21 protein-coding genes are annotated in these 22,352 nt (G+C 58.0%); 14 read left to right on the top strand and 7 right to left on the bottom strand.

Annotated elements, in window-relative coordinates; genetic code table 11:
* Nucleotides 1-144: 144 nt before the first annotated feature.
* Nucleotides 145-1,029 (bottom strand): LysR family transcriptional regulator, encoded by an 885-nt coding sequence (locus ACJ69_RS06045; RefSeq protein ID WP_059347813.1) that lies wholly within the window; start codon nucleotides 1,027-1,029, stop codon nucleotides 145-147.
* Nucleotides 1,030-1,143: 114 nt separating this feature from the next.
* Between ACJ69_RS06045 and ACJ69_RS06040 the strand changes: the two genes are divergently transcribed.
* The 9 genes from ACJ69_RS06040 (at nucleotide 1,144) to clcB (ending at nucleotide 10,227) form a co-directional block, all read left to right on the top strand.
* Nucleotides 1,144-2,271, top strand: coding sequence for an alpha/beta hydrolase (locus ACJ69_RS06040; protein WP_071886550.1), 1,128 nt, complete (start codon nucleotides 1,144-1,146; stop codon nucleotides 2,269-2,271).
* A 48-nt stretch (nucleotides 2,272-2,319) separates the two neighbouring features.
* Nucleotides 2,320-3,516: an MFS transporter gene (locus ACJ69_RS06035; RefSeq protein WP_059346679.1), complete on the top strand. Its 1,197-nt coding sequence runs from the start codon at nucleotides 2,320-2,322 to the stop codon at nucleotides 3,514-3,516.
* Nucleotides 3,517-3,588: 72 nt separating this feature from the next.
* Nucleotides 3,589-4,212, top strand: a complete 624-nt coding sequence (locus ACJ69_RS06030; RefSeq protein ID WP_054830344.1) for a glutathione S-transferase family protein — start codon at nucleotides 3,589-3,591, stop codon at nucleotides 4,210-4,212.
* Nucleotides 4,213-4,367: 155 nt separating this feature from the next.
* A complete protein-coding gene (locus tag ACJ69_RS06025; protein ID WP_059347812.1) occupies nucleotides 4,368-5,105 on the top strand; it encodes a YoaK family protein in 738 nt (245 codons plus the stop codon).
* Between the two features lie 276 nt (nucleotides 5,106-5,381).
* Complete coding sequence (osmY, locus tag ACJ69_RS06020; RefSeq protein ID WP_059346678.1) at nucleotides 5,382-6,092, top strand: osmoprotectant ABC transporter permease OsmY; 711 nt, start codon at nucleotides 5,382-5,384, stop codon at nucleotides 6,090-6,092.
* Nucleotides 6,093-6,110: 18 nt separating this feature from the next.
* Nucleotides 6,111-7,010, top strand: a complete 900-nt coding sequence (gene osmX, locus ACJ69_RS06015; protein WP_059346677.1) for an osmoprotectant ABC transporter substrate-binding protein OsmX — start codon at nucleotides 6,111-6,113, stop codon at nucleotides 7,008-7,010.
* Nucleotides 7,011-7,018: 8 nt separating this feature from the next.
* Nucleotides 7,019-7,666 carry an osmoprotectant ABC transporter permease OsmW gene (osmW, locus tag ACJ69_RS06010; protein ID WP_023311514.1) on the top strand — a complete coding sequence of 216 codons (648 nt, stop codon included), beginning with the start codon at nucleotides 7,019-7,021 and terminating at the stop codon, nucleotides 7,664-7,666.
* Nucleotides 7,666-8,814 (top strand): osmoprotectant ABC transporter ATP-binding protein OsmV, encoded by a 1,149-nt coding sequence (osmV, locus tag ACJ69_RS06005; RefSeq protein ID WP_059346676.1) that lies wholly within the window; start codon nucleotides 7,666-7,668, stop codon nucleotides 8,812-8,814. Before osmW ends, osmV begins: the two co-directional genes overlap by 1 nt.
* 102 nt (nucleotides 8,815-8,916) lie before the next feature.
* On the top strand, nucleotides 8,917-10,227 hold the full coding sequence (gene clcB / locus ACJ69_RS06000) for a voltage-gated ClC-type chloride channel ClcB (RefSeq protein ID WP_059346675.1): 1,311 nt from the start codon (nucleotides 8,917-8,919) through the stop codon (nucleotides 10,225-10,227).
* Here clcB and bioD read toward each other — a convergent pair.
* From bioD to ACJ69_RS05985, 3 genes are all read right to left on the bottom strand, one after another.
* On the bottom strand, nucleotides 10,162-10,857 hold the full coding sequence (gene bioD, locus ACJ69_RS05995) for a dethiobiotin synthase (RefSeq protein WP_023311511.1): 696 nt from the start codon (nucleotides 10,855-10,857) through the stop codon (nucleotides 10,162-10,164). The genes clcB and bioD overlap by 66 nt on opposite strands.
* Before the next feature lie 130 nt (nucleotides 10,858-10,987).
* Nucleotides 10,988-12,208 carry a sugar metabolism global transcriptional regulator Mlc gene (gene mlc / locus ACJ69_RS05990; protein ID WP_023311510.1) on the bottom strand — a complete coding sequence of 407 codons (1,221 nt, stop codon included), beginning with the start codon at nucleotides 12,206-12,208 and terminating at the stop codon, nucleotides 10,988-10,990.
* A 94-nt stretch (nucleotides 12,209-12,302) separates the two neighbouring features.
* Nucleotides 12,303-13,235 carry a LysR family transcriptional regulator gene (locus tag ACJ69_RS05985; RefSeq protein ID WP_054830292.1) on the bottom strand — a complete coding sequence of 311 codons (933 nt, stop codon included), beginning with the start codon at nucleotides 13,233-13,235 and terminating at the stop codon, nucleotides 12,303-12,305.
* A 121-nt stretch (nucleotides 13,236-13,356) separates the two neighbouring features.
* On the opposite strand from ACJ69_RS05985, the gene ACJ69_RS05980 reads away from it, so the two are divergent.
* Nucleotides 13,357-14,610: an MFS transporter gene (locus tag ACJ69_RS05980; RefSeq protein ID WP_059346674.1), complete on the top strand. Its 1,254-nt coding sequence runs from the start codon at nucleotides 13,357-13,359 to the stop codon at nucleotides 14,608-14,610.
* A 63-nt stretch (nucleotides 14,611-14,673) separates the two neighbouring features.
* Here ACJ69_RS05980 and ACJ69_RS05975 read toward each other — a convergent pair whose 3' ends face one another.
* The 3 genes from ACJ69_RS05975 to ACJ69_RS05965 all read right to left on the bottom strand — a co-directional run bounded on the left by ACJ69_RS05975 (nucleotide 14,674) and on the right by ACJ69_RS05965 (nucleotide 17,840).
* On the bottom strand, nucleotides 14,674-16,065 hold the full coding sequence (locus ACJ69_RS05975) for an APC family permease (RefSeq protein WP_059346673.1): 1,392 nt from the start codon (nucleotides 16,063-16,065) through the stop codon (nucleotides 14,674-14,676).
* Nucleotides 16,055-16,240: a YmjE family protein gene (locus ACJ69_RS26045; RefSeq protein ID WP_422862221.1), complete on the bottom strand. Its 186-nt coding sequence runs from the start codon at nucleotides 16,238-16,240 to the stop codon at nucleotides 16,055-16,057. Before ACJ69_RS26045 ends, ACJ69_RS05975 begins: the two co-directional genes overlap by 11 nt.
* A 181-nt stretch (nucleotides 16,241-16,421) precedes the next feature.
* Complete coding sequence (locus tag ACJ69_RS05965) at nucleotides 16,422-17,840, bottom strand: glutamine synthetase family protein (protein WP_029739362.1); 1,419 nt, start codon at nucleotides 17,838-17,840, stop codon at nucleotides 16,422-16,424.
* A 214-nt stretch (nucleotides 17,841-18,054) separates the two neighbouring features.
* Between ACJ69_RS05965 and puuD the strand changes: the two genes are divergently transcribed.
* The 4 genes from puuD to ACJ69_RS05945 all read left to right on the top strand — a co-directional run bounded on the left by puuD (nucleotide 18,055) and on the right by ACJ69_RS05945 (nucleotide 22,330).
* A complete protein-coding gene (gene puuD, locus ACJ69_RS05960) occupies nucleotides 18,055-18,819 on the top strand; it encodes a gamma-glutamyl-gamma-aminobutyrate hydrolase (protein ID WP_029739361.1) in 765 nt (254 codons plus the stop codon).
* Between the two features lie 25 nt (nucleotides 18,820-18,844).
* Nucleotides 18,845-19,402, top strand: coding sequence for an HTH-type transcriptional regulator PuuR (gene puuR / locus ACJ69_RS05955; RefSeq protein ID WP_013096835.1), 558 nt, complete (start codon nucleotides 18,845-18,847; stop codon nucleotides 19,400-19,402).
* 157 nt (nucleotides 19,403-19,559) lie between these two features.
* Complete coding sequence (gene puuC / locus ACJ69_RS05950; RefSeq protein ID WP_059346672.1) at nucleotides 19,560-21,053, top strand: aldehyde dehydrogenase PuuC; 1,494 nt, start codon at nucleotides 19,560-19,562, stop codon at nucleotides 21,051-21,053.
* Nucleotides 21,050-22,330, top strand: a complete 1,281-nt coding sequence (locus ACJ69_RS05945) for an NAD(P)/FAD-dependent oxidoreductase (RefSeq protein ID WP_059346671.1) — start codon at nucleotides 21,050-21,052, stop codon at nucleotides 22,328-22,330. The genes puuC and ACJ69_RS05945 overlap by 4 nt, the downstream gene beginning before the upstream one ends.
* Nucleotides 22,331-22,352 lie beyond the last annotated feature (22 nt).

The following is a 22,352-nucleotide window of genomic DNA, read 5'->3' as shown; positions in this document are numbered from 1 at the left end:
TGGCACCATTACCGAGAAACAGGCTGTAATGTAGGAGTTGTTTTGTGTCCAATAAAGGATGTCAATTGCAGAAAATTATTTTCCAGGGATTTCCTGTGCTTACTTTGCAGTTTGCGAGGCGTATTCTCGAAAGACAACACCGCCCTAAATTTTCAGCGTATCAATCACCGCTCTAAGCGCAGGCGACACGTTACGGTGCGGATAATAGAGATACAGTCCGTCCATGCGCAGGCTATAGCGCTGCAACACCCGGATAAGCGTTCCGCGCTCCAGATCGTCAGCCACCAGCTCCACCGGGACATAGGCCAGCCCAAGCCCCAGCCGGGCGGCTTCGGCTTCCATGTAGCTGTCAGACAGCGCCCATTGCCCCTCTGGCCTATGGGTGATTTTTTTCCCGTCCTGCACCAGCTCCCACTGATAGTCACTCCCGTCGGCAAACTGGTAGGCAATGCAGGGGTGCGCCACTAAATCCGCAGGCGTCTGGGGAAAACCGTAGCGTCTGAAGTGTTCCGGGGCAGCCACTGCGGCCATTTCCATATCAGGCGTGATACGTACTGCAATCATTCCCTGCCCCACTTCCGGCCCGAGTCTGACACCCGCATCGAACCGCTCGGCGATAATGTCGACGAAGCGGCTTTCATTCATCAGTTCCAGCCTGATGTCCGGGTAACGCTGTTTAAAAATGGCGAGCTTTGGCAGCAGACATTTGTCGATAGCGTGCTGGCTGGCATTAATGCGTACCGTGCCGGACGGCGTCTGACGATAGTGTGCCAGGGTCGCCAGGCCCGTATCGAGCGTATCGAACGCGGACTCGGCGGTCCGGTAAAGCTGTTCCCCCGCGTGGGTTAGCGAGAGCTTGCGCGTAGTGCGGACCAGAAGCTGAACGCCCAACCGCTCTTCCAGCTCGCGAACAGAGCGGCTGATCCCGGATTGCGCCAGCCCAAGCCGCTGCGCAGCCGCCGTGAAGCTCCCCTCCCGTACCACCTGCATGAACAGGTAAAGCTCATTATAGTTTTCCCGTTTCGCCATCATGCTCACCAATTTATAACAATATGATATGAATCCTAGCAGCTTTCGGCCTCTAATCAGCACTATTTCTGCTAACTATAATGACCGCAACACAACAACCCAGGGTCTATTTTCATGAAAACATTCACCCAAAAACTGTCTGTTGCGATGCTGCTATGTGCATCATTAAGTGGAGTGACAACAATGAGCTATGCAGAAACCACCAACCCAAACGCGCCTGTTTCGATGGTGAGCACATGGGATAAAACCTTCGCCGAAAGTGACAAAGTCGATCACCGCAAGGTGTCCTTCCAGAACCGGTACGGGATCACCCTGGTGGGCGATCTGTATCTTCCTAAAAACCGCGGTGACCGCAAGCTGGCGGCGATTGCGGTCAGCGGGCCGTTTGGCGCGGTCAAAGAGCAGTCCAGCGGTCTGTATGCGCAGACCCTGGCGGAAAATGGGTTTGTGACCCTGGCATTCGATCCGTCCTATACGGGCGAAAGTGGCGGCCAACCGCGCAACGTCGCCTCTCCGGATATCAACACTGAAGACTTTAGCGCGGCGGTGGATTTCCTGGGATTGCAGAAAGAGGTTGATCGTAACCGCATTGGTATTCTCGGCATCTGCGGCTGGGGCGGTATGGCGCTGAATGCGGCCTCCATGGACACCCGCGTGAAAGCGGTCGCCACCAGCGTGATGTACGACATGAGCCGGGCGATGGGTCACGGCGTGGGCGACGGGAAAGATCGCTACTCAACGTCTGACCGCCATGCCGTTCTGCAGTATCTGAACGCACAGCGCTGGAAAGATGCAGAGAACGGGACCTTCGCGCACGGCGGCCATGACATTTATGTCGATGAGAACGGCAAAGTGACGGCGGCTGAACGTATTCTGCCAGAGGCGTTGCCAGCAGACCCGCACCCGGTGCTGAAAGAGTTCTATGACTACTACCGCATGCCGCGCGGCTTCCACGCGCGCTCCGTCAACTCCACCGGCGCGTGGACCGCGACCACGCCATTATCCTTTATGAATATGCCGCTGCTGAGCTACGCCGGGGAAATTACTATCCCGACGCTTATCGTCACCGGTGAAAAGGCACACTCCCGCTACTTTGCTGAAGATGCGTTTAAAGCGGTCGGCAGCAAGCAGAAGCAACTGGTGATTGTCCCGGGCGCAAACCATGTCGATCTCTACGACAACGTTGCCGGGAAAATCCCGTTCGGCCAGTTTGAACAGTTCTTCAAAACCAGCCTGAAATAAACCTCTCCGCCGCCCGTTTTCGCGGGTGGCGCTTTGTGAAAGATGACTATGTCCACTCTGAATCCTGCCTCCCCACAGAATGAGGAACGCGCGCACTGGGGCGGTATTTTTGCCATGACCCTGTGCGTATTTGTCCTGATTGCCTCGGAATTTATGCCCGTCAGCCTGCTCTCGCCCCTTGCCAGAGATTTGGGCGTTACGGAGGGGCTCGCTGGCCAGGGGATCGCGATTTCCGGCGCGCTGGCGGTTCTGACCAGCCTCTTCCTTTCCCGGCTTGCCGGGAATATGAACCGCAAACACCTTCTGCTGGGCATGACGCTCCTGATGGCGCTCTCGGGGATGATTATCGCTTTCGCCCCAAACTATCTGGTTTATATGACAGGCCGCGCGCTGATCGGTATCGCCATCGGCGGGTTCTGGTCCATGTCCGCCGCCACGGCCATTCGCCTCGTTCCGCAGCATCAGGTATCTCGCGCGCTGGCGATATTCAACGGGGGGAACGCGCTGGCGACGGTAGTCGCCGCCCCGCTCGGGAGCTATCTCGGTACCACCATTGGCTGGCGCGGCGCCTTCCTGTGCCTGGTTCCCGTGGCGATAGTGGCGTTCCTCTGGCAACGTTTTAGCCTGCCCGATATGTACGGCAATAAAAATACGGCGTCACGCGCATCCGTCTTTGGGTTATTCCGCCAGCCGGTGGTTTCCATCGGTCTGCTGGCCTGCGGCCTGTTTTTTATGGGACAGTTTGCGCTGTTTACCTATGTGCGTCCGTTTCTCGAAACCGTCACGCATGTCACCCCCTCCGGCTTATCGCTGATTTTACTCACCATCGGCGTCGCGGGGTTTGTTGGCACACTGCTTGTTGCTCTGGTCCTGAACGCCGCGTTGTACCTGACGTTAATCGCCATTCCCCTGCTGATGGCCGTTATTGCAGGCGTGTTGATACTGACCGGCCACAGCGTGTGGATCGTTTCTCTGCTGTTAGGCTTCTGGGGGATGCTGGCGACGGCAGCGCCAACGGGATGGTGGACATGGATTGCGCGAACGCTGCCGGAAGATGCTGAAGCCGGCGGCGGATTAATGGTCGCCGTAATCCAGCTTTCTATTGCGCTGGGTTCAACGGCCGGTGGCCTGGTATTCGACCATAGCGGCTGGCAGAGCACGTTTGCATTGAGCGGCATGTTGCTCCTGGGCGCGGTTGTGCTGACGCTTCTGCTTTCGCGTGTTCACAAATCACTCGCCGGATGATTTGTTGACGCTTTTCTCAACCGCTGGTGTATTGTTTTTAAACGATTCATCACTGTGAAGAGAAGCGGCGACATGATTAACATCCTCGGCAAAACCACCTCCATTAACGTGCGGAAAGTGCTCTGGACCTGCGAAGAGGCGGGCCTCGCGTATCAACAGGAAGATTACGGCAGCGGTTTTGCGTCAACGGAAACGGATGCCTTCCGCGCGCTGAACCCCAACGCCATGGTGCCGGTGCTGATCGATGACGATTTCGTGCTGTGGGAGTCCAACGCCATCTGCCGTTACCTGGCGCGCAAGGCCGGGCGTCACGATCTGCTGCCCGCAGAACCGCAGGCCTGCGCCAACGTCGAGCGCTGGATGGACTGGCAGGCAACCGAATTTAATAACGCCTGGCGCTATGTCTTCCCGGCGCTGGGGCGTAAAAACCCGGACTTTAACGACCCTGCACGGATTGCGGCGGGAATAAAAGAGTGGAACCACTGCATCACCATTCTGGAAAACCATCTGCAGCAGACCGGCGCCTATGCGGCAGGCGAGACGTTTACCCTTGCGGACGTGGTGCTTGGTCTGTCGGTGAATCGCTGGAAGATGACGCCGTTTGATAAGCCCGACGTGCCGTCGATTGAGGCTTGGTTTGAACGTCTTAACCAGCGCCCGGCGTTTTTGCGTCACGGCAATAACGGCATGATATAAAGTATTTACGCCCCCATGATGAGCAAGGATATTTTATTTAATTACTAAACCCTTAAACGTGTCAGAGGGAATAATAATTAAGCCATATCCTGGACAGCCCGTTGCACCGCTTTGCTAGCCTGACTATTCAGGCAAAGCTCAACCTGGAGGTATTCTTGCTGATTAGACTCAAGAAAGAACGAACGCATAAGGAGGATCGCCGGCTTGCTCTCTGGCTGGCGACCTCGGCAGGTTTGCTGAATGCCATCGCCCTTGGTGCATTTGGTTTTTTCCCCTCACACATGACCGGCAACACCTCACAGTTATCCAGCGAAGTCTCCTCCACCGATCTCAGCGATATTATTTTCTTCGGCTCGATTATTCTCTCCTTTGTCGCAGGCGCTATTCTTGCCCGCATGATTGTAATATGGGGCATTATCCATAACGTCAGGCTGGTTTTTTGCCAGATTCTGTTTGTCGAGGGGATATTGCTGACCGGCGTCTCCTTCTATGAGATGTATTTTCACGCCCTCACCAGCAACCGCGTGATTATTCTTTTTCTGTGCGGCCTGATGGGCATTCACAATTCTACCTCCACGCAGCTTTCCGGCGGACGGGTGAGATCGACGCACATTACCGGCACGCTGACGGACGCAGGGATATCCCTGGCCTCCGTAATGGTGGCGATGCTGCGCAGGGATTACTCCAAAGATACGGCGGCGCAAAAAAGTCAGCTGAAAACCCATTTAACCACCCTTTTCTCGTTTATTACGGGCGGTATTGCGGGGCTGCTGCTGTTCAGATGGATCGGATTTAACGCCATGCTGGCGCTCGGCTTGATGCTCGCCGTGGTCGCTATCGTTTCAATTATCACCGTCTCGACGCGAGTTCGACGCGTTCGCGCCTCTCTATGAAGATAATGACCTGTATCGGGCGTAAGAGCTCATTAGATGTGACGTTGTCACATCTAAAAATTCGCTTTAGGACTATTCTGCCTGCCCCTCAATCAGCCCTTATGCCATAAGGCTTAACCCGAGGTTGTCACTGTTTTCATAGGGTTACTGATTTTACCCCTTCGCTGGAACCCTTCCCAAACGCTTGCTATAGGTGAAATACCCCTGCCGAAACATGGCATAACAACAGGCAACCGGTGGTTGCTATAACGCATGCGCACAGGGAGACACACCGCAATGCACCCATTACTCAAACGTTCGCTGCTGTTTGTCGGCGCCATTATCGTGGTCCTCGCCCTCCTCGTCTGGGGTATCGGGATGGAGACGATAAAGGCGCGCCTGGTTGACCTGGTCTATCTCGGGCAACAGCACATGATTCTGGTTTTCTCATCCATGTTTTTTGCCCTGCTGGTGGGTATTCCAGCCGGTATTCTGCTGAGCCGCCCGGCCGCGCGGGGTATCGCCGAATATGTGATGCAAATCTTCAACGTCGGCAACACGCTGCCGCCGCTGGCCGTTCTGGCGCTGGCGATGGTGGTGATTGGCATTGGCGATACGCCCGCCATCATCGCCCTGTTCCTCGCCTCGCTGCTGCCGATCGTGCGTAACACCTACGCAGGGCTGTGCTCGGTCCCGCCGTCGCTGCTGGAAGCGGCAAACGGCATCGGGATGACCAAATGGCAGCGCCTGCGTCAGGTTGAGCTGCCAGCCGCCTGGCCGGTCATGCTGTCGGGGATCCGCATCGCCACCGCCATTAACGTCGGTACCGCGCCGCTCGCGTTCCTGATTGGCGCCAGCAGCTACGGCGAGCTGATTTTCCCCGGTATTTACCTGAACGATTTCCCGACCCTGATCCTCGGCGCGGCGGCCACCGCCCTGATCGCCCTGATCCTCGATACCCTGCTGGCGGCGCTGGGTCGCGCGATGAGTCCACATCTCGCTCGATAACAATAACAAGGAGCTTTTATGAGACTGTTTTCCGGCCTGACGGCGCTGTGTGCCGCGGCGCTGTTCACCAGCCAGACAATGGCGGCCCCGCTGATTCTGGCGACCAAGAGCTTTACCGAGCAGCACATTCTCTCGGCGATGACCGTGCAGTACCTGCAGAAAAAAGGTTTCCAGGTCCAGCCGCAAACCAACATTGCTACGGTCATCTCCCGCAACGCGATGATCAACAAACAGATTGACATGACCTGGGAGTACACCGGCACGTCGCTGATCATCTTTAACCACATCAACAAGCGCATGTCGCCGCAGGAGTCTTACGAGACGGTGAAACGCCTGGACGCGAAGCACGGTCTGGTCTGGCTCAAACCCGCCGACATGAACAACACCTACGCTTTCGCCATGCAGCGCAAGCGCGCCGAGGCGGAGCATATCAACACCATGTCGGAGATGGTGGCGAAGATTGAGCAGGTCCGTAAAACCAACCCGGACAAAAACTGGCTGCTGGGCTTAGACCTGGAGTTTGCCGGGCGCAGCGACGGCATGAAGCCGCTACAGGCGGCCTACAAGATGGATCTGGACCGTCCGCAAATCCGTCAGATGGACCCCGGTCTGGTCTATAACGCGGTGCGCGACGGCTTCGTTGACGCCGGTCTGATTTACACCACCGACGGGCGCGTGAAAGGCTTCGACCTCAAGGTGCTGGAAGATGATAAAGGCTTCTTCCCGAGCTACGCGGTGACGCCGGTGGTGCGTAAGGACACGCTGGAGGCCAACCCCGGTCTGGAAGAAGCGCTCAACACCCTCTCGGCCCAGCTCAACAACGAGGTTATCACCGAGCTGAACAAGAAGGTGGATATCGACCATCAGTCACCGCAGCAGGTCGCCCGCGATTTCCTGCGTAGCAAACAGCTGCTGTAGGAGGCGCTATGGAGACGATTCACTACATTCTGGACAACTGGGATTACCTCTTAACCCTGACGCTGCAGCACCTGTGGCTGGTGGCGCTGGCCGTAGGTTTAGCCATTATCATCGGCGTACCGCTGGGCATTCTGATTGTCCGCCACAGGTGGCTGGCAACGCCGGTGCTGGGGATTGCCACCATCGTGCTGACCATTCCATCAATCGCCCTGTTTGGCCTGATGATCCCGCTGTTTTCGCTGATCGGTCAGGGTATCGGTGCCCTGCCCGCAATCACGGCGGTGTTTCTCTACTCGCTGCTGCCGATTGTGCGTAACACCCATACGGCGCTCGACAGCCTGCCGCCGGGCCTGCGCGAAGCCGGACGCGGCATCGGCATGACCTTTTGGCAGCGCCTGCGCTGGGTCGAGATCCCGATGGCGCTGCCGGTGATTTTCGGCGGCATCCGCACCGCCGTGGTGATGAATATCGGCGTGATGGCGATTGCCGCCGTGATCGGCGCGGGCGGTCTGGGCCTGCTGCTGCTCAACGGCATCGGCGGAAGCGATATTCGCATGTTGATTGCGGGCGCGCTGATGATTTGTCTTTTAGCGATTGTGCTCGACTGGCTGCTGCACCGTCTGCAGGTGGTTCTGACTCCAAAGGGGATTCGATAATGATAAAACTGGAAAACCTCACTAAACAATTTTCACAGAAGCACGGCCAGACTTTTAAGGCCGTCGACAACGTCAACCTGACCGTGCCCGAAGGGGAAATGTGCGTCCTGCTCGGCCCGTCCGGCTGCGGAAAGACCACCACCCTGAAGATGATTAACCGCCTTATTACCCCAAGCAGCGGGACGATCCTGATCAACGGTGAAGACACCAGCGGGATGGACACCGTCACCCTGCGCCGCAATATCGGCTACGTGATCCAGCAGATTGGCCTGTTTCCGAACATGACCATCGAAGAGAACATCACCGTCGTGCCGCGCATGCTGGGCTGGGATAAAGCGCGCTGCAAAACCCGCGCCGAAGAGCTGATGGATATGGTGGCGATGGATCCGCACAAGTTCCTGAATCGCTACCCGCGCGAAATGTCCGGCGGCCAGCAGCAGCGTATCGGCGTGATCCGCGCCCTGGCGGCGGATCCTCCGGTACTGCTGATGGATGAACCCTTTGGCGCGGTGGACCCGATCAACCGCGAGGTGATCCAGAACCAGTTCCTGGAGATGCAGCGCAAGCTGAAAAAAACCGTCATGCTGGTGAGCCACGATATCGACGAAGCCCTGAAGCTCGGCGACCGTATTGCGGTGTTCCGTCAGGGGAAAATCGTTCAGTGCGCAAGCCCCGATGAACTGCTGGCGAAACCGGCGAATGAGTTTGTCGGCTCGTTTGTCGGTCAGGACCGGACGCTGAAGCGCCTGCTGCTGGTATCGGCGGGCGACGTCACCGACCAGCAGCCGACCATCACGGTGCGGGGCTCTACTCCGCTTCCCGACGCCTTTGCGACCATGGATGATAATGACATTCGTGCCGTTACCGTGGTCGACGAGCAAGGTAAACCGCTGGGCTTTGTGAAGCGTCGCGAAGCGCGTAACGCCAGCGGTACCTGCGCCGACATCCTGCATCCGTTCCGCATGACCGGCAAGGCGGAAGACAACCTGCGCGTGGTGCTTTCACGTCTGTATGAGAGTAATACCAGCTGGATGCCGATCGTGGATGAGGACGGTCGTTACAACGGCGAGATTTCGCAGGACTATATTGCCGAGTACCTGAGCTCCGGACGCACGCGCCGGGCGCTGAATATTCATAGCGACAGCTAACCTTTCTGGCCGGGCATCGCCCGGCCTTTTCGCACGCAGACCTTTTGCTAACCCCGCGATTTCCCGCCACAATATTGTATCGTCCCCGTTCAATCGCGACCCATGCTACGTCTTCATACCTACCCTGACATCCGCGCGATGTTTCGCCGACTTCTGATTGCCACCGTCACCGGCGTGCTGGCCGCGCTGGCCGTGGCGGTATTCCGCCACAGCATGTACCTGCTGGAGTGGATGATTCTCAGCAACGACAGCGGCAGCCTGGTGAATGCCGCCGCGTCGCTCTCGCCCTGGCGGCGCGCATTGACGCCAGCGCTGGGCGGGCTGGCTGCCGGGCTGCTGCTCTGGGGATGGCAGCGTCTGAACGCGCAGCGGCCTCATGCCCCTACCGATTACATGGAAGCGCTGGAGACCGGAGACGGCCAGTTTGACTACGGCGCCAGCCTTGTGAAGTCCCTTGCCTCGCTGCTGGTCGTGGCCAGCGGAAGCGCCATCGGGCGTGAAGGGGCGATGATCCTGCTTGCAGCCCTCGCCGCCTCCCTTTTCGCCCGGCGCTTTACGCCTAAATCCGAATGGAAATTATGGATTGCCTGCGGTGCCGCCGCCGGGATGGCCAGCGCCTACCATGCTCCGTTAGCAGGAAGCCTGTTCATCGCGGAAATTCTGTTTGGCACGCTGATGCTGGCCTCGCTCGGCCCCGTGGTGATTGCGGCGGTGGTTGCGCTTCTCACCACTCAGCTCCTGGCACCGGGCGCGGGTACGCTCTACGCGGTCCATCTGAGCGGCATCCTCACCGCGGCCGATTATGCTCTTCTCGTCGCGATGGGGCTGGTGGCGGGCCTTTGCGGACCGCTGCTGATGTGGCTGATGGACTTCTGCCACGGGCTTTTCCTGCGCCTCAAGCTTTCGCCGCCGTGGCAGTTGGCGCTGGGCGGTGCGATCGTCGGGCTGCTGTCTCTCCTCACGCCGAAGGTGTGGGGGAATGGCTACAGCGTGGTTCAGGCTTTTCTGCTCGCCCCGCCGCTGCTGTCGGTGATTGCCGGGGTGCTCATCTGTAAGCTGCTGGCGGTACTGGCGAGCAGCGGATCGGGCGCGCCGGGAGGGGTGTTTACGCCCACGCTGTTTGTCGGGATGGCAACGGGGATGCTGTTTGCACAGCTGTTCGCGCTGTGGCTACCGGGTTCTGAGACGGCGATTCTGCTGGGGCTGGCGGGGATGGCAACGCTACTTGCCGCGACCACGCATGCGCCCATTATGTCGGCGCTGATGGTCTGTGAAATGACCGGGCAGTATTTTTTGCTGCCCGGCCTGCTGGTCGCCTGCGTGGTGGCGTCCGTATTGTCGCGGACGTTACGCCACGACTCGATCTACGGTCAACACGCCACCGAGGGCAGAGAGATCGATGTACTGCGCTAGCTCGCGCTGCTCGGCGCGGGGCAGATAAGGCAGCTCACCCACCAGCGGTCCGGGCAGTTTTTTGCTCAGCACGTCGATGATCTCCGCGTAGTGCGCCAGGCCCGGGTTGATGCGGTTTGCTACCCAGCCAATCAGCGGCAGGCCGTCATTGGCGATCGCCTGCGCCGTCAGCAGCGCGTGGTTGATGCACCCTTCCTGGATACCCACCACCATCACTACCGGAAGCTGCTCCTGCACGACCCATTCAGAAAGCGGACGCAGGTCGTTCATCAGGCTGCGCCAGCCGCCCGTCCCTTCCACCACCACGTGGTCAACCTTCTCGCTCAGGTTCGCCAGTCCGTCGGACAACAGGGGATAATTAATCAGGCCGCTGTGCGCAACGCTGCTCTCCTCTTCGCTTAACGCAATGGGATTGACCGCGTGATAAGGCAGTTCCAGTGACGAGACGCTTTGCAGCACCAGGGCGTCTTTATTACGCAATCCCTCTGGCGTCTCTTTACTGCCTTTTGCGACCGGTTTGTACCCTGCCACGCGTTTACCGCTTGCTGCCAGCGCCTGCAGCAATGCGCGGGATACGACGGTCTTGCCGACAGAGGTATCTGTACCAGTAACAAAGAAACGCTTAAGCATGACTCACTCCACCTCTTGGGTATGCTTCGAAAATATAAACCAGGTAAATAATTCAGTGGAGGAAGTCTACGGGATGCGTGCGCTACCCGGCTTGAGATAGCGCAATTTTTCTTACATCTGCGGAAAAGAGTTAACCCTGCAGCAGGCGGATCAACAGCGAGCCGTTATACATGGCGTCTTTGACCAGCGCCGCGCCGGCCATGGTTCCCTGGTTGGAAAACTGGGTGCTTTCTACCGCAATATTTTTGCTGTAGGCGGGAAGCGACTGCTGATGGATACAGGCCGAAATCGCCGGGAAGAGGATCTCCGCCGCCTGGCTCAGCGGTGAGCCAATAAGGATTTTTTGCGGATTAAAGAGATTCACCATAATGGCCAGAATGCGGCCAACGTTATTACCCACCCCGGTAATAATGTCCTTCGCCAGCAGATCGCCCTGGCGCGCGGCGGCGCAGAGGGAATCCACCGTTAAGGGTTGTCCGTGCAGCGAGGAGCTCATGGACTGGCTCAGCCGAACCTGCGCCAGCTCCAGCACGCTTTCGACGCTGGCAATGGTCTCCAGACAGCCGTGGTTCCCGCAGTAGCAGCGCTTGCCGTACGGGTCGACCTGGGTGTGGCCAATTTCCACCAGGCTGCTGCTTCCGGCGTGGAGAAGCCGTCCGTCGGTGATCACGCCCGCCCCGACGTTATGATCGATGACCACCTGAATCACATCCCGCGCGCCGCGCGACGCGCCAAACAGCGCCTCCGCCATCGTCCAGGCGCTGATGTCATGCTGAATATAGACCGGCACGCCGGTATGATTTTTCAGCACCTCACCAAGCGGCATCTCTTTGACATCGTCGTAAAACGGCATGCGGTGAACGATACCGTTTTCGGTATCAATAATTCCCGGCATGGTGATGGCAATCGCCGTTAAGCGCTCAAGCCGCTGCTGATGGCGGATAAAGAAGTGATCGATATGCGAGACAATCGCGTCGAGGAGCGGTTCCTCCGCGTTGAGCGGCAGTTCAAGCCGGTCTTCCACCACCAGCTTGCTGCTCAGGTCACGCAGCGCAAGGAAGATCTCCCCCCGGCTGATGCGCAGTGACAGGTAGTGCCACGCTTCCGTTTCAACCACCAGCCCGACTGCCGGACGGCCACGGCTGCCCGGCTCCTGAATTTCCGTCTCCTGAACCAGGTGCGCTTCCAGCATCTCGCGGACAATCTTGGTGATACTGGCAGGTGCCAGTTGTGCCAGGCGCGAAAGATCGATACGCGAAACCGGACCAAGCTGATCAATCAGGCGATACACCGCGCCAGCGTTGGTCTGCTTAATCTGATCGATATGCCCTGGCTGACTATCAGCAACCACCTCGTACTCCCTTATTTTCGAGCTTCGAAATAAACTGTTTGCTATGGTGAAGCACTTCCATGGCCGTCGTCAAATATTTACTTAGCCATGTGATTTACCGCACATTTTTACCCTCTTTTCCGTGGAAATGCCGCCCGGCAGAGGCGCTAATTAGCTGCTGTTTGAAGCGCTGTGCGGCATGGCTCTGTTCATGGTGTTTTGACCACACCAGCCACATTTCGGAAACGGCATCCTCTTCGGCAATGGTCACCCAGCGCATTTCGCGCAGCTGCACCCGTTTAAAGGAGGCCGGAAGAATAGACACGCCCAGCCCGGCCGCCACCAGGCCGATAATGGTCATCGCTTCCCCTACCTCCTGGGTGATGACCGGGGCAAGATCGTAGCGGCGCATCAGTCCCAGGATATCGTCATACAGGCCCGTCCCGACCTGCGGGTCAAAAAAGACAAACGGCTCTTTTGCCAGCTCTGCCAGCGAAACGGCCGGACGCGACGCCAGCGGGTGATCGTGCGGGATCATCGCCATCAGCGGCTCGCGCAGGATCACCTCCCACGCCAGCGTGTCCGGCAGCTGGGTGTTACGCATCAGCCCCAGATCCAGCGAACCCTCATTCAGCGGGGCAATCTGCTCGCGGGTGTTGATTTCGCGCGTCTGAATGTGAACATCCGGAAAGTGGCGACGGAATGACGAAAGGGTCTCCGAGACGGCGCTGATAAACGGCGCGGAAGAGGTAAACCCGATTCGCAGCTCTCCGGCCTCCCCGAGATAGAGCCGTTCTGCACGGGCGGCGGCATCATCAACCATGCTCAGGATTAGTCTGCTGTCGATCAGGAACTGCTTACCCGCCGCCGTCAGGCTCACGCTGCGGTTGGTGCGGGCCAGAAGGCGCGCCCCGACCTGCTGTTCCAGGATCTGAATCTGCTGGCTTAACGGAGGCTGAGAGATATTCAGCCGTGCCGCCGCGCGGCCAAAATGCAGCTCCTCGGCGACGGCGACAAAGTAGCGAAGATGACGCAGCTCGATATTCATATTTTTAAAGTATCATTTGAGATTATTAATATATTAGACAGAATATTTACATTTTCCTACCCTGAACATGTGGTCATACCCGTCACCAGAAATCACGGGGATGTTTAAGCAAGGAAACAGTGTGAGCCGTACAACGACTATTGATATCGATCCGGCAAGAGATATCAATGATTTACCCGCAGCACCGCAGCCGGTCCAGTTCATTAAACGTGGTACCCCCCAATTTATGCGCGTCACGCTGGCGCTCTTTTCCGCCGGTCTGGCCACCTTCGCCCTGCTCTATTGCGTTCAGCCGATCCTGCCCGTTCTCTCTCATGAGTTTGGCGTATCGCCTGCCAGCAGCAGTATTTCGCTCTCTATTTCTACCGGCATGCTGGCGATTGGCCTGCTCTTTACCGGGCCGCTGTCCGACGCCATTGGCCGTAAACAGGTGATGGTGACCGCGCTGATGCTGGCGTCGGTCTGTACGTTACTCTCGACCATGATGACCAGCTGGCACGGTATTCTGGTGATGCGCGCGCTGATTGGGCTCTCGCTCAGCGGCGTGGCGGCGGTCGGGATGACCTATCTCAGCGAAGAGATCCACCCGAGCTTTGTTGCCTTCTCGATGGGGCTTTACATCAGCGGGAACTCGATTGGCGGAATGAGCGGCCGCCTGCTGAGCGGGGTGTTTACGGACTTCTTTAACTGGCGTATTGCGCTGGCGGTAATCGGATGTTTTGCGCTGGCATCAGCCCTGATGTTCTGGAAAATTCTGCCGGAATCACGCCATTTCCGCCCGACATCGCTGCGCCCAAAAACGCTGTTTATCAACTTCCGCCTGCACTGGCGCGACAAAGGTTTGCCGCGCCTGTTTCTGATGGGATTCCTGCTGATGGGCGCCTTCGTCACGCTGTTTAACTATATAGGCTACCGCCTGATGCTCTCCCCGTGGCATCTGAATCAGGCCGTTGTCGGCTTGCTTTCTGTGGCCTATCTCACCGGCACCTGGAGCTCGCCGAAAGCCGGGGCGATGACCGCACGCTATGGCCGCGGTCCGGTACTGCTGGTATTCACGGGCGTGATGTTACTCGGCTTGCTGCTGACGCTCTTTTCCTCCCTGTGGCTGATTTTTGCCGGAATGCTGCTCTTCTCCGCCGGGTTCTTCGCCGCTCACTCGGTCGCCAGCAGCTGGATTGGCCCGCGCGCGCGTCGCGCCAAAGGACAGGCATCATCGCTGTATCTGTTTAGCTATTACCTGGGTTCCAGCATCGCCGGGACACTCGGCGGCGTGTTCTGGCATAACTACGGCTGGAACGGCGTGGGCGGGTTTATCGCGCTGATGCTGTGCGCGGCGCTGCTGGTGGGAGCAAGTCTTCATAAGCGTCTGAGATAATAAGCCTGCGGGCTGATTTCCGATCCCGATAAACGGCACCAGCGTACTGGTGCCGTTTCACGTTCAGGAATCCCAGGCCTGCTCTATCTTAGCGGCTTCAAACTGCGGAGGCGGTTTTCGGAATCGGCGCGTTAGCCATGTCAGGTAAAGGATCCCCAGTGCCGCCCAGATGAGGCCAAGCGTCAGGGACGTCGCTTCGAGGTTTATCCAAAGCACCCCAACCGTTACGGCACCAATGAGCGGCAGCAGAAGATAGTGGAACCGATCTTTCCACGTTTTGTTCATCCCCTTACGCCGCCAGAAATGGTTGTATACCGAGAGATTAACAAACGTAAACGCCACCAGCGCGCCAAAGTTGATCAGCGCCGTCGCGGTCACGAGGTCAAAGTACAGGGCCGACAGCGCCACTATCCCTACCATAATGACGTTCAGGGCCGGAGTCCGCCATTTCGGATGCACGTAGCCAAACACCCGCTCCGGAAAGACGTTGTCACGCCCCATCACATACAACAAGCGTGAGACGCTGGCGTGCGAGGCCAGGCCTGAAGCGAGCGTATTTACAAACGTGGTACACAGAAACACCGACTGGAAGAGCTTGCCTCCCACGTACAGCGCAATTTCCGGCAGCGCGGCGTCCGGGTTCTTGAAGCGCGCGATCGTCGGGAAAAAGAGCTGCATGAAAAACGAGGCAACAATGAATATCAGCCCGCCATACAGCGCGGTCAGGAAAATGGCTTTGGGAATCACCCGCGCCGCGTTTGGCGTCTCCTCCGACAGCGTGGTGACCGCGTCAAAACCGAGGAAAGAGAAGCAGACGATAGTCGCGCCGGTAATAATAGGGATCAGGTGTGCGTTCTCGCTGATAAACGGCTGTAGCGACCAGACGGTGCCGACGCCCTCACCCTTGTGCAGGCCATGCACCACGAGTATGACAAACACCACCATGATGGCGACCTGCACCAGCACGAACAGGGTGTTAAAGTTGGCGACCAAATTAACGCTCTTCAGATTCGCCAGCGTCAGGATCGTCACAAACCCCACCACCCAGACCCACGGCGGGACTTCAGGGAACAGCGCGGAAAGGTAGATCTTCGCCAGCAGCACGTTGATCATCGGCAGGAAGAGATAGTCCAGCAGCGATGACCAGCCGACCATAAAACCCAGGTGGGGTCCGATCGATTTCTGCGTGTAGGTGTACGCAGAGCCCGCTTCCGGGAACTGTCGTACCAGCTTGCCGTAGCTGATGGCGGTAAACATGACGCCGGCCAGCGCCAGGAGATACGAGGCGGGCACGTGGCCATTGCTGATACCGGACACAATGCCGAAGGTATCAAACACGGTCATGGGGGTGAGGTAAGCCAGCCCCATCATGACTACCTGCCAGAGCTTGAGGGAACTGCGCAGCCGGGTTCTTCCGACGATGCCCGGCGAGTCAAGAGAGGTGTTAGTCGCCATAAACCGTCCCCCCCATGCTTACCGTGGTTTGCAATTGCGTTGACCTTGACGCAAACCTGCTTAGCAAAGGGGGAAGTTGTAAAGAACAAACGCGATCGTACCAGCGCACCGTCTCTGGTTCGCACTCACAGCAGGAGCCTGACTGGCCCCCTTCGCCCTGCGGATAGTTGAACATCTGCATCATTTCTTACCTCGTCACACTGTGTCGTTAAGAAAATCCCTGTGCCGCCTGCGCTCCATAACGCGACTCCCGGGAGATAGCTGGCGTGCCAGCGAACAGTTAGGCCAGGCTCCGCGCAGGCCGTTGGGTGATACGTATGCGATGAAACAAAGCGGCCCCTTACCGGGGCACGTTATCAGGCGTTTTTCAGCATCCACTCAATTTCAGTTTCGGTAATCAGGCGTTCAAACTGCAGTAATTCATCATTTTTGCAGGCGTGATAGACGTGGCAGAAACGCTCGCCCAGCCGCTCGCGAAGATGATCGTTTTGCATAAATTCCCACAGCGCATCGCTCTGACGGATCGGGAACGGCAGTCCGTCCTGCTCCAGACCATTGCCTTCAACTTCTTCCTGCAGGGGTAAATCGTTATCCAGCCCATGTAGAATGCCGGCAAAAATCGCCGCCATCACCAGATACGGATTCGCGTCTGCTCCCGCCACCCGGTACTCGACCCGATGGTTATGGCGATCGCCGCAGGGGATACGCAGGGCAACCGTGCGATTGTTGTGTCCCCATGACGCCTGCGTCGGCACGTACATTCCCGGCTGGAAACGGCGGTAGGAGTTGACGTTCGGTGCCAGCAGCGCCATGGACGCCGGCATCAGGTCGATCATCCCGGCCAGCGCGCGTTTCAGCAGCGCGGAATCCTCACCGCTGGCGTCTGCGAGCACGTTTTCGCCTCTGTTATTTTGCATGCTGATGTGGATATGCATCCCGCTGCCCGCATGCTCTTCATACGGCTTTGCCATAAACGTGGCGTGCATCTTATGTTTTTCCGCCATCTGCCTGACGAGACGTTTTAGCGCCAGCGCATCATCGCAGGCATCAAGCACGTTTTCCGTATGGTGCAGGTTAATCTCAAACTGGCCCGGGGAGGCCTCGGCCACTGCCCCGTCGGCGGGGATCAGCTGCAGCTGCGCCAGCTCGTCAATGTCATTCAGCACGTCAGCAAAGTGGTTCAGGTTGTCAACCGAGTAGACCTGACTCTGCGTGTTACGCACGTCGGTGCCCGGCGCGCAGGGTGGCTGCAGATAGCCTTCGGCATCGCGTTTACGGTCAAGCAAATAGAACTCCAGCTCTACCGCTACCACGGGGAACAGACCGCGCTGGCGCAGCTGCTGCCAGAGTCGGTTGAGTACGTTCCGCGGCTCAACGTCAAAGGGAGCGCCATCTTCATCGACCATGGTGAGCTGCACCTGACCAATGTATTCCGGGTCGGCGGCGGACGGCGTCAGGGTGCCCGGTACCGGCACGCAGATACAGTCCGGCTCGCCGAGCTCCTGCCCCAGGCCCGCCTCTTCCACGACGTTACCCAAAATGTCCATGGCGAAAACCGATGCCGGGAAATAGCAGCCTTTTTCAAGCTTGCTCAGTCCGGCAACCGGGATACGTTTGCCGCGAAAACAGCCGTTCAGGTCGGTCAGGAGGACATCAATAAACTGGGTGTCAGGATACTTTTCTAAATAGCGCTTCACTTCCTGCGTAAAGGCGCTGCCCCGCCTCTCATCCGTGTGCTGCACAAAGTTCTCAACTTCTACGATATTGGTTTCCATGATTTACCACCGTTTTTGGGATTTGCGTTCGCTGCTCTGGACTGTCAAATATAATGTCCACTCCATCGAATTTGTATGCAAACAAATTGTTTGTCAAATGTTAAATTAAGTTTGCAAAAGGCAGATCCCGTTGCTAGATTGAGAAAATATTGAACGAAAAGGCCGTTCCAGAGGTGAGAATGGCCTAAATTTAGTCCACTTTGTGAGGGCGATCATGGAAAATATAATGAACAAGCCAGTTATTGGCGTGGTGATGTGTAGAAACAGGCTTAAGGGTCATGAGACCCAGACCCTGCAAGAAAAGTACCTGAATGCCGTTATTAACGCGGGGGGCTTACCTATTGCCTTACCGCATGCGCTGGCGGAGCCTGAGCTAATGGCCGCTCTGCTGCCAACCCTGGACGGAATTTACCTGCCGGGCAGCCCAAGTAACGTGCAGCCGCACCTTTATGGTGAAAACGGCGATGAGCCTAACGCCGATCCCGGGCGAGATCTTCTGAGCATGGCGCTGATTGCCGCCGCGCTCGAAAGGCGCATCCCCATTTTCGCCATCTGCCGGGGGCTGCAGGAACTGGTTGTTGCGACGGGAGGAACGCTGTATCGCCGCCTGTTCGAGCAGAACGACCTGCTTGAACACCGGGAGGATGCTGAACTGCCGGTTGAGCTACAATACGCCCCTTCTCATGAAGTTCAGGTTCAGGAGGGAGGACTGCTGTCTCAATTAATTCCAGGCTGTAACAAATTTTGGGTAAACTCGTTACACGGGCAAGGTGCACGAACGTTAGGACCACGGCTCCGCGTGGAGGCCCGTTCGACGGACGGGCTGGTCGAAGCGGTTAGCGTTCATGACCACCCTTTTGCCCTCGGCGTGCAATGGCACCCCGAATGGAACAGCAGCGAGTACGCCCTGTCACGCATGTTGTTTGAAGGTTTTATCACCGCCTGTCAAAGCCACGTTGCCGAGAAGCAACGGCTTTGACCACTATCGTAAAGGAAATGCAACTATGAGCGATGACGGACTGGCGCCAGGGAAACGTCTGTCAGAGATCCGCCAGCAGCTGGGTCTCTCGCAGCGGCGTGCCGCCGAACTGTCTGGGTTAACACACAGTGCCATCAGCACCATTGAGCAGGATAAAGTCAGTCCTGCCATCAGTACGCTGCAAAAGCTGCTGAAAGTTTATGGGCTGTCGCTCTCGGAATTCTTTTCGGAACCGGAAAAACCTGATGAACCGCAGGTGGTTATTAATCAGGAAGATCTTATCGAAATAGGCAGTCAGGGTGTTTCGATGAAGCTGGTTCATAACGGAAATCCGAACCGTACGCTGGCGATGATTTTTGAAACTTACCAGCCTGGAACCACGACCGGAGAGAGGATCAAACATCAGGGTGAGGAGATCGGTACGATACTGGAAGGTGAAATAGTGCTAACCATTAATGGCCAGCCATATCACTTGGTTGCGGGGCAGAGCTATGCCATCAATACCGGCATACCGCACAGCTTCAGCAACACCTCGGCAGGCATCTGCCGCATTATCAGTGCCCACACCCCCACCACGTTCTAATTACCACTCGGTCCCGGCGTAAGCGCGCTTACGCCGGGACAAATAAAAACGATCAATGTCGGCATTCAACGGGTTAATTCCCGGGATGCCTCACGGCTTCGTATTGCCTGAAACGGCCATGCCTTTATTTATCTGATTGCGAAAGAAAGGAGTGAATATGCATTTTAAGCACCTGACTTACTGGCAGGATAAAGCAAAAAACAGCGCCATTGAGACCCGGCTATTTATTAACGGTGCCTATTGTGATGCCGCCGATAACACCACGTTTGAAACCGTCAATCCCGCCACCCGGCAGACGCTGGCGAACGTGGCCCAGGGCAAGCAGGCGGACGTGGACCGTGCGGTTCAGGCCGCGCGTGAGGTATTTGAGCGCGGTGACTGGTCGCAGGCGTCTCCGGCGCAGCGCAAGGCCGTGCTACATAAGCTCGCCGATTTGATGGAACGCCACGTCGAAGAGCTGGCCTTACTGGAAACGCTGGACACCGGTAAACCCATCCGCCACAGCCTGCGCGACGATATACCCGGCGCGGCGCGCGCCATTCGCTGGTACGCCGAAGCGGCGGATAAAGTCTACGGCGAAGTGGCGCCTACGGGGCCGGGCGAGCTGGCGATGATCGTGCGCGAACCGATCGGGGTTGTCGCGGCCATCGTCCCCTGGAACTTCCCGCTGCTGCTGGCCTGCTGGAAGCTGGGCCCGGCGCTGATCGCGGGCAATAGCGTAGTATTGAAACCGTCAGAGAAATCGCCGCTCTCCGCCCTGCGGCTGGCCGGGCTGGCGAAAGAGGCGGGCCTGCCGGACGGCGTGCTGAATGTGATAAGCGGTTACGGCCACGAAGCGGGCCAGGCGCTGGCGCTGCATCCGGAGGTTGAGGTGCTGACGTTTACCGGTTCTACCCGTACCGGCAAGCAGCTGTTGAAGGACGCGGGTGAAAGCAACATGAAGCGCGTCTGGCTGGAGGCTGGCGGCAAGAGCGCCAACATTATCTTTGCCGACTGTCCGGACCTGGACAAGGCCGTGAGCGCGACCGCCGCCGGGATTTTTTATAACCAGGGGCAAGTCTGTATCGCCGGTACCCGCCTGCTGCTCGAAGACAGCATCGCCGATGACTTCCTGGCAAAGCTGAAAGCGCAGGCCCGTCACTGGCAGCCGGGCGATCCGCTCGATCCCGACAGCACGATGGGAATGCTCATCGACGCTGCGCACGCCGATACCGTCCACACGTTCATTCGCGAGGGAACCCAAAAAGGCACGCTGCTGCTGGACGGGCGGGAACAATCATGGCCTTCCGCAGTCGGTCCAACCATTTTTGTCGATATCGACCCCGCCTCCCCGCTGTGCCGGGAAGAGATTTTCGGGCCGGTGCTGGTCGTCACCCGTTTTAAAACCGAAGAGGAAGCCTTAACGCTGGCCAACGACAGTGAATATGGGCTTGGCGCGGCGGTATGGACCCGCGATCTCTCCCGCGCGCACCGCATGAGCCGCCGCCTGAAAGCAGGCTCGGTCTTCGTCAATAACTATAACGACGGTGATATGACCGTACCCTTTGGCGGCTATAAGCAGAGCGGCAACGGTCGCGATAAGTCCCTGCACGCGCTGGAAAAATTTACCGAACTGAAAACCATCTGGATTGCCCTGGAGCCTCAATCATGACCGAACATACCACCAGCTACTACGCGGCCAGCGCGAACGCTTACGAACCTTTCCCGACGCTTAACGAGTCGATCAGCTGCGACGTGTGCGTGGTGGGCGGCGGCTACACCGGCCTCTCCTCCGCGCTGCATCTCGCCGAAATGGGCTACGACGTGGTGCTCCTTGAAGGGGCGCGCATCGGCTTCGGCGCCAGCGGACGCAACGGCGGCCAGCTGGTTAACTCCTACAGCCGCGATATCGACGTGATTGAGAAAAACTACGGACCCGACGCCGCCAGAGTCCTCGGGAGCATGATGTTTGAAGGCGGAGAGATCATCCGGGAGCGTATCCAGCGCTATCAGATCCAGTGCGACTATCGTCCCGGCGGGCTGTTTGTGGCGTTAAACCATAAGCAATTGGAGACGCTGGAGGAGCAAAAAGCCAACTGGGAACGCTACGGCAACACGCAGCTGGAGCTGCTGGACGCCAGCGCCATCCGCCGGGAAGTCGACAGCGAGCGCTATACCGGCGCGCTGCTGGACCGCAGCGGGGGGCACATTCATCCGCTGAACCTGGCGATCGGCGAAGCGGACGCCATTCGCCTGAACGGCGGGCGGGTGTATGAACAGTCCCCGGTGACCGCCATTCAGCACACCAGCCCGGCCGTGGTGAGCACGCAGCATGGCCAGGTGACGGCCCGCTACGTGATCGTCGCCGGGAATGCCTATCTGGGCGATAAGATAGAGCCGGAACTGGCAAAACGCAGCATGCCCTGCGGCACCCAGGTGGTGACCACCGCCCCGCTGCCGGAGGAGGTCGTCCGCACGCTGATCCCCAATAACTACTGCGTGGAAGATTGCAACTATCTGCTGGATTACTATCGCCTCACCGCCGACAACCGCCTGCTCTACGGCGGTGGCGTAGTCTATGGCGCGCGCGATCCGGACGATGTCGAGCGCCTGGTGATGCCAAAGCTGCTGCAAACCTTCCCTCAGCTGGCAGGCGTCAAAATCGACTACCGCTGGACGGGCAACTTCCTGCTGACCCTGTCGCGTATGCCGCAGTTTGGTCGTCTGGATAAAAACATCTATTACATGCAGGGCTACAGCGGCCACGGCGTGACCTGCACCCACCTGGCCGGACGGCTGATCTCTGAACTGTTGCGCGGTGACGCTGAGCGCTTTGATGCGTTTGCCAAACTCCCGCACTACCCCTTCCCGGGCGGTCGCAGCCTGCGGATCCCATTCACGGCGATGGGCGCGGCGTATTACAGCCTGCGCGATCGTCTTGGCGTATGATCGTTTCGACAAAAGGGTATCT

The organism is Enterobacter asburiae, from assembly GCF_001521715.1.
Lineage (GTDB): Bacteria > Pseudomonadota > Gammaproteobacteria > Enterobacterales > Enterobacteriaceae > Enterobacter > Enterobacter asburiae.
This window is presented reverse-complemented; position numbering and strand designations above follow the sequence as displayed.

Excerpts from the sequence above, each read along its gene's own strand:
- puuR (WP_013096835.1), top strand. The coding sequence starts at position 18,845 with ATGAGCGATGACGGACTGGCGCCAGGGAAACGTCTGTCAGAGATCCGC.
- ACJ69_RS06040 (WP_071886550.1), top strand. The coding sequence starts at position 1,144 with ATGAAAACATTCACCCAAAAACTGTCTGTTGCGATGCTGCTATGTGCA.
- osmY (WP_059346678.1), top strand. The coding sequence starts at position 5,382 with ATGCACCCATTACTCAAACGTTCGCTGCTGTTTGTCGGCGCCATTATC.
- ACJ69_RS05975 (WP_059346673.1), bottom strand. The coding sequence starts at position 16,065 with ATGGCGACTAACACCTCTCTTGACTCGCCGGGCATCGTCGGAAGAACC.
- osmW (WP_023311514.1), top strand. The coding sequence starts at position 7,019 with ATGGAGACGATTCACTACATTCTGGACAACTGGGATTACCTCTTAACC.
- clcB (WP_059346675.1), top strand. The coding sequence starts at position 8,917 with ATGCTACGTCTTCATACCTACCCTGACATCCGCGCGATGTTTCGCCGA.
- ACJ69_RS06035 (WP_059346679.1), top strand. The coding sequence starts at position 2,320 with ATGTCCACTCTGAATCCTGCCTCCCCACAGAATGAGGAACGCGCGCAC.
- ACJ69_RS26045 (WP_422862221.1), bottom strand. The coding sequence starts at position 16,240 with ATGTTCAACTATCCGCAGGGCGAAGGGGGCCAGTCAGGCTCCTGCTGT.
- puuD (WP_029739361.1), top strand. The coding sequence starts at position 18,055 with ATGGAAAATATAATGAACAAGCCAGTTATTGGCGTGGTGATGTGTAGA.
- osmV (WP_059346676.1), top strand. The coding sequence starts at position 7,666 with ATGATAAAACTGGAAAACCTCACTAAACAATTTTCACAGAAGCACGGC.
- ACJ69_RS05985 (WP_054830292.1), bottom strand. The coding sequence starts at position 13,235 with ATGAATATCGAGCTGCGTCATCTTCGCTACTTTGTCGCCGTCGCCGAG.
- bioD (WP_023311511.1), bottom strand. The coding sequence starts at position 10,857 with ATGCTTAAGCGTTTCTTTGTTACTGGTACAGATACCTCTGTCGGCAAG.
- ACJ69_RS06030 (WP_054830344.1), top strand. The coding sequence starts at position 3,589 with ATGATTAACATCCTCGGCAAAACCACCTCCATTAACGTGCGGAAAGTG.
- ACJ69_RS06045 (WP_059347813.1), bottom strand. The coding sequence starts at position 1,029 with ATGGCGAAACGGGAAAACTATAATGAGCTTTACCTGTTCATGCAGGTG.
- ACJ69_RS05945 (WP_059346671.1), top strand. The coding sequence starts at position 21,050 with ATGACCGAACATACCACCAGCTACTACGCGGCCAGCGCGAACGCTTAC.
- puuC (WP_059346672.1), top strand. The coding sequence starts at position 19,560 with ATGCATTTTAAGCACCTGACTTACTGGCAGGATAAAGCAAAAAACAGC.
- osmX (WP_059346677.1), top strand. The coding sequence starts at position 6,111 with ATGAGACTGTTTTCCGGCCTGACGGCGCTGTGTGCCGCGGCGCTGTTC.
- ACJ69_RS05965 (WP_029739362.1), bottom strand. The coding sequence starts at position 17,840 with ATGGAAACCAATATCGTAGAAGTTGAGAACTTTGTGCAGCACACGGAT.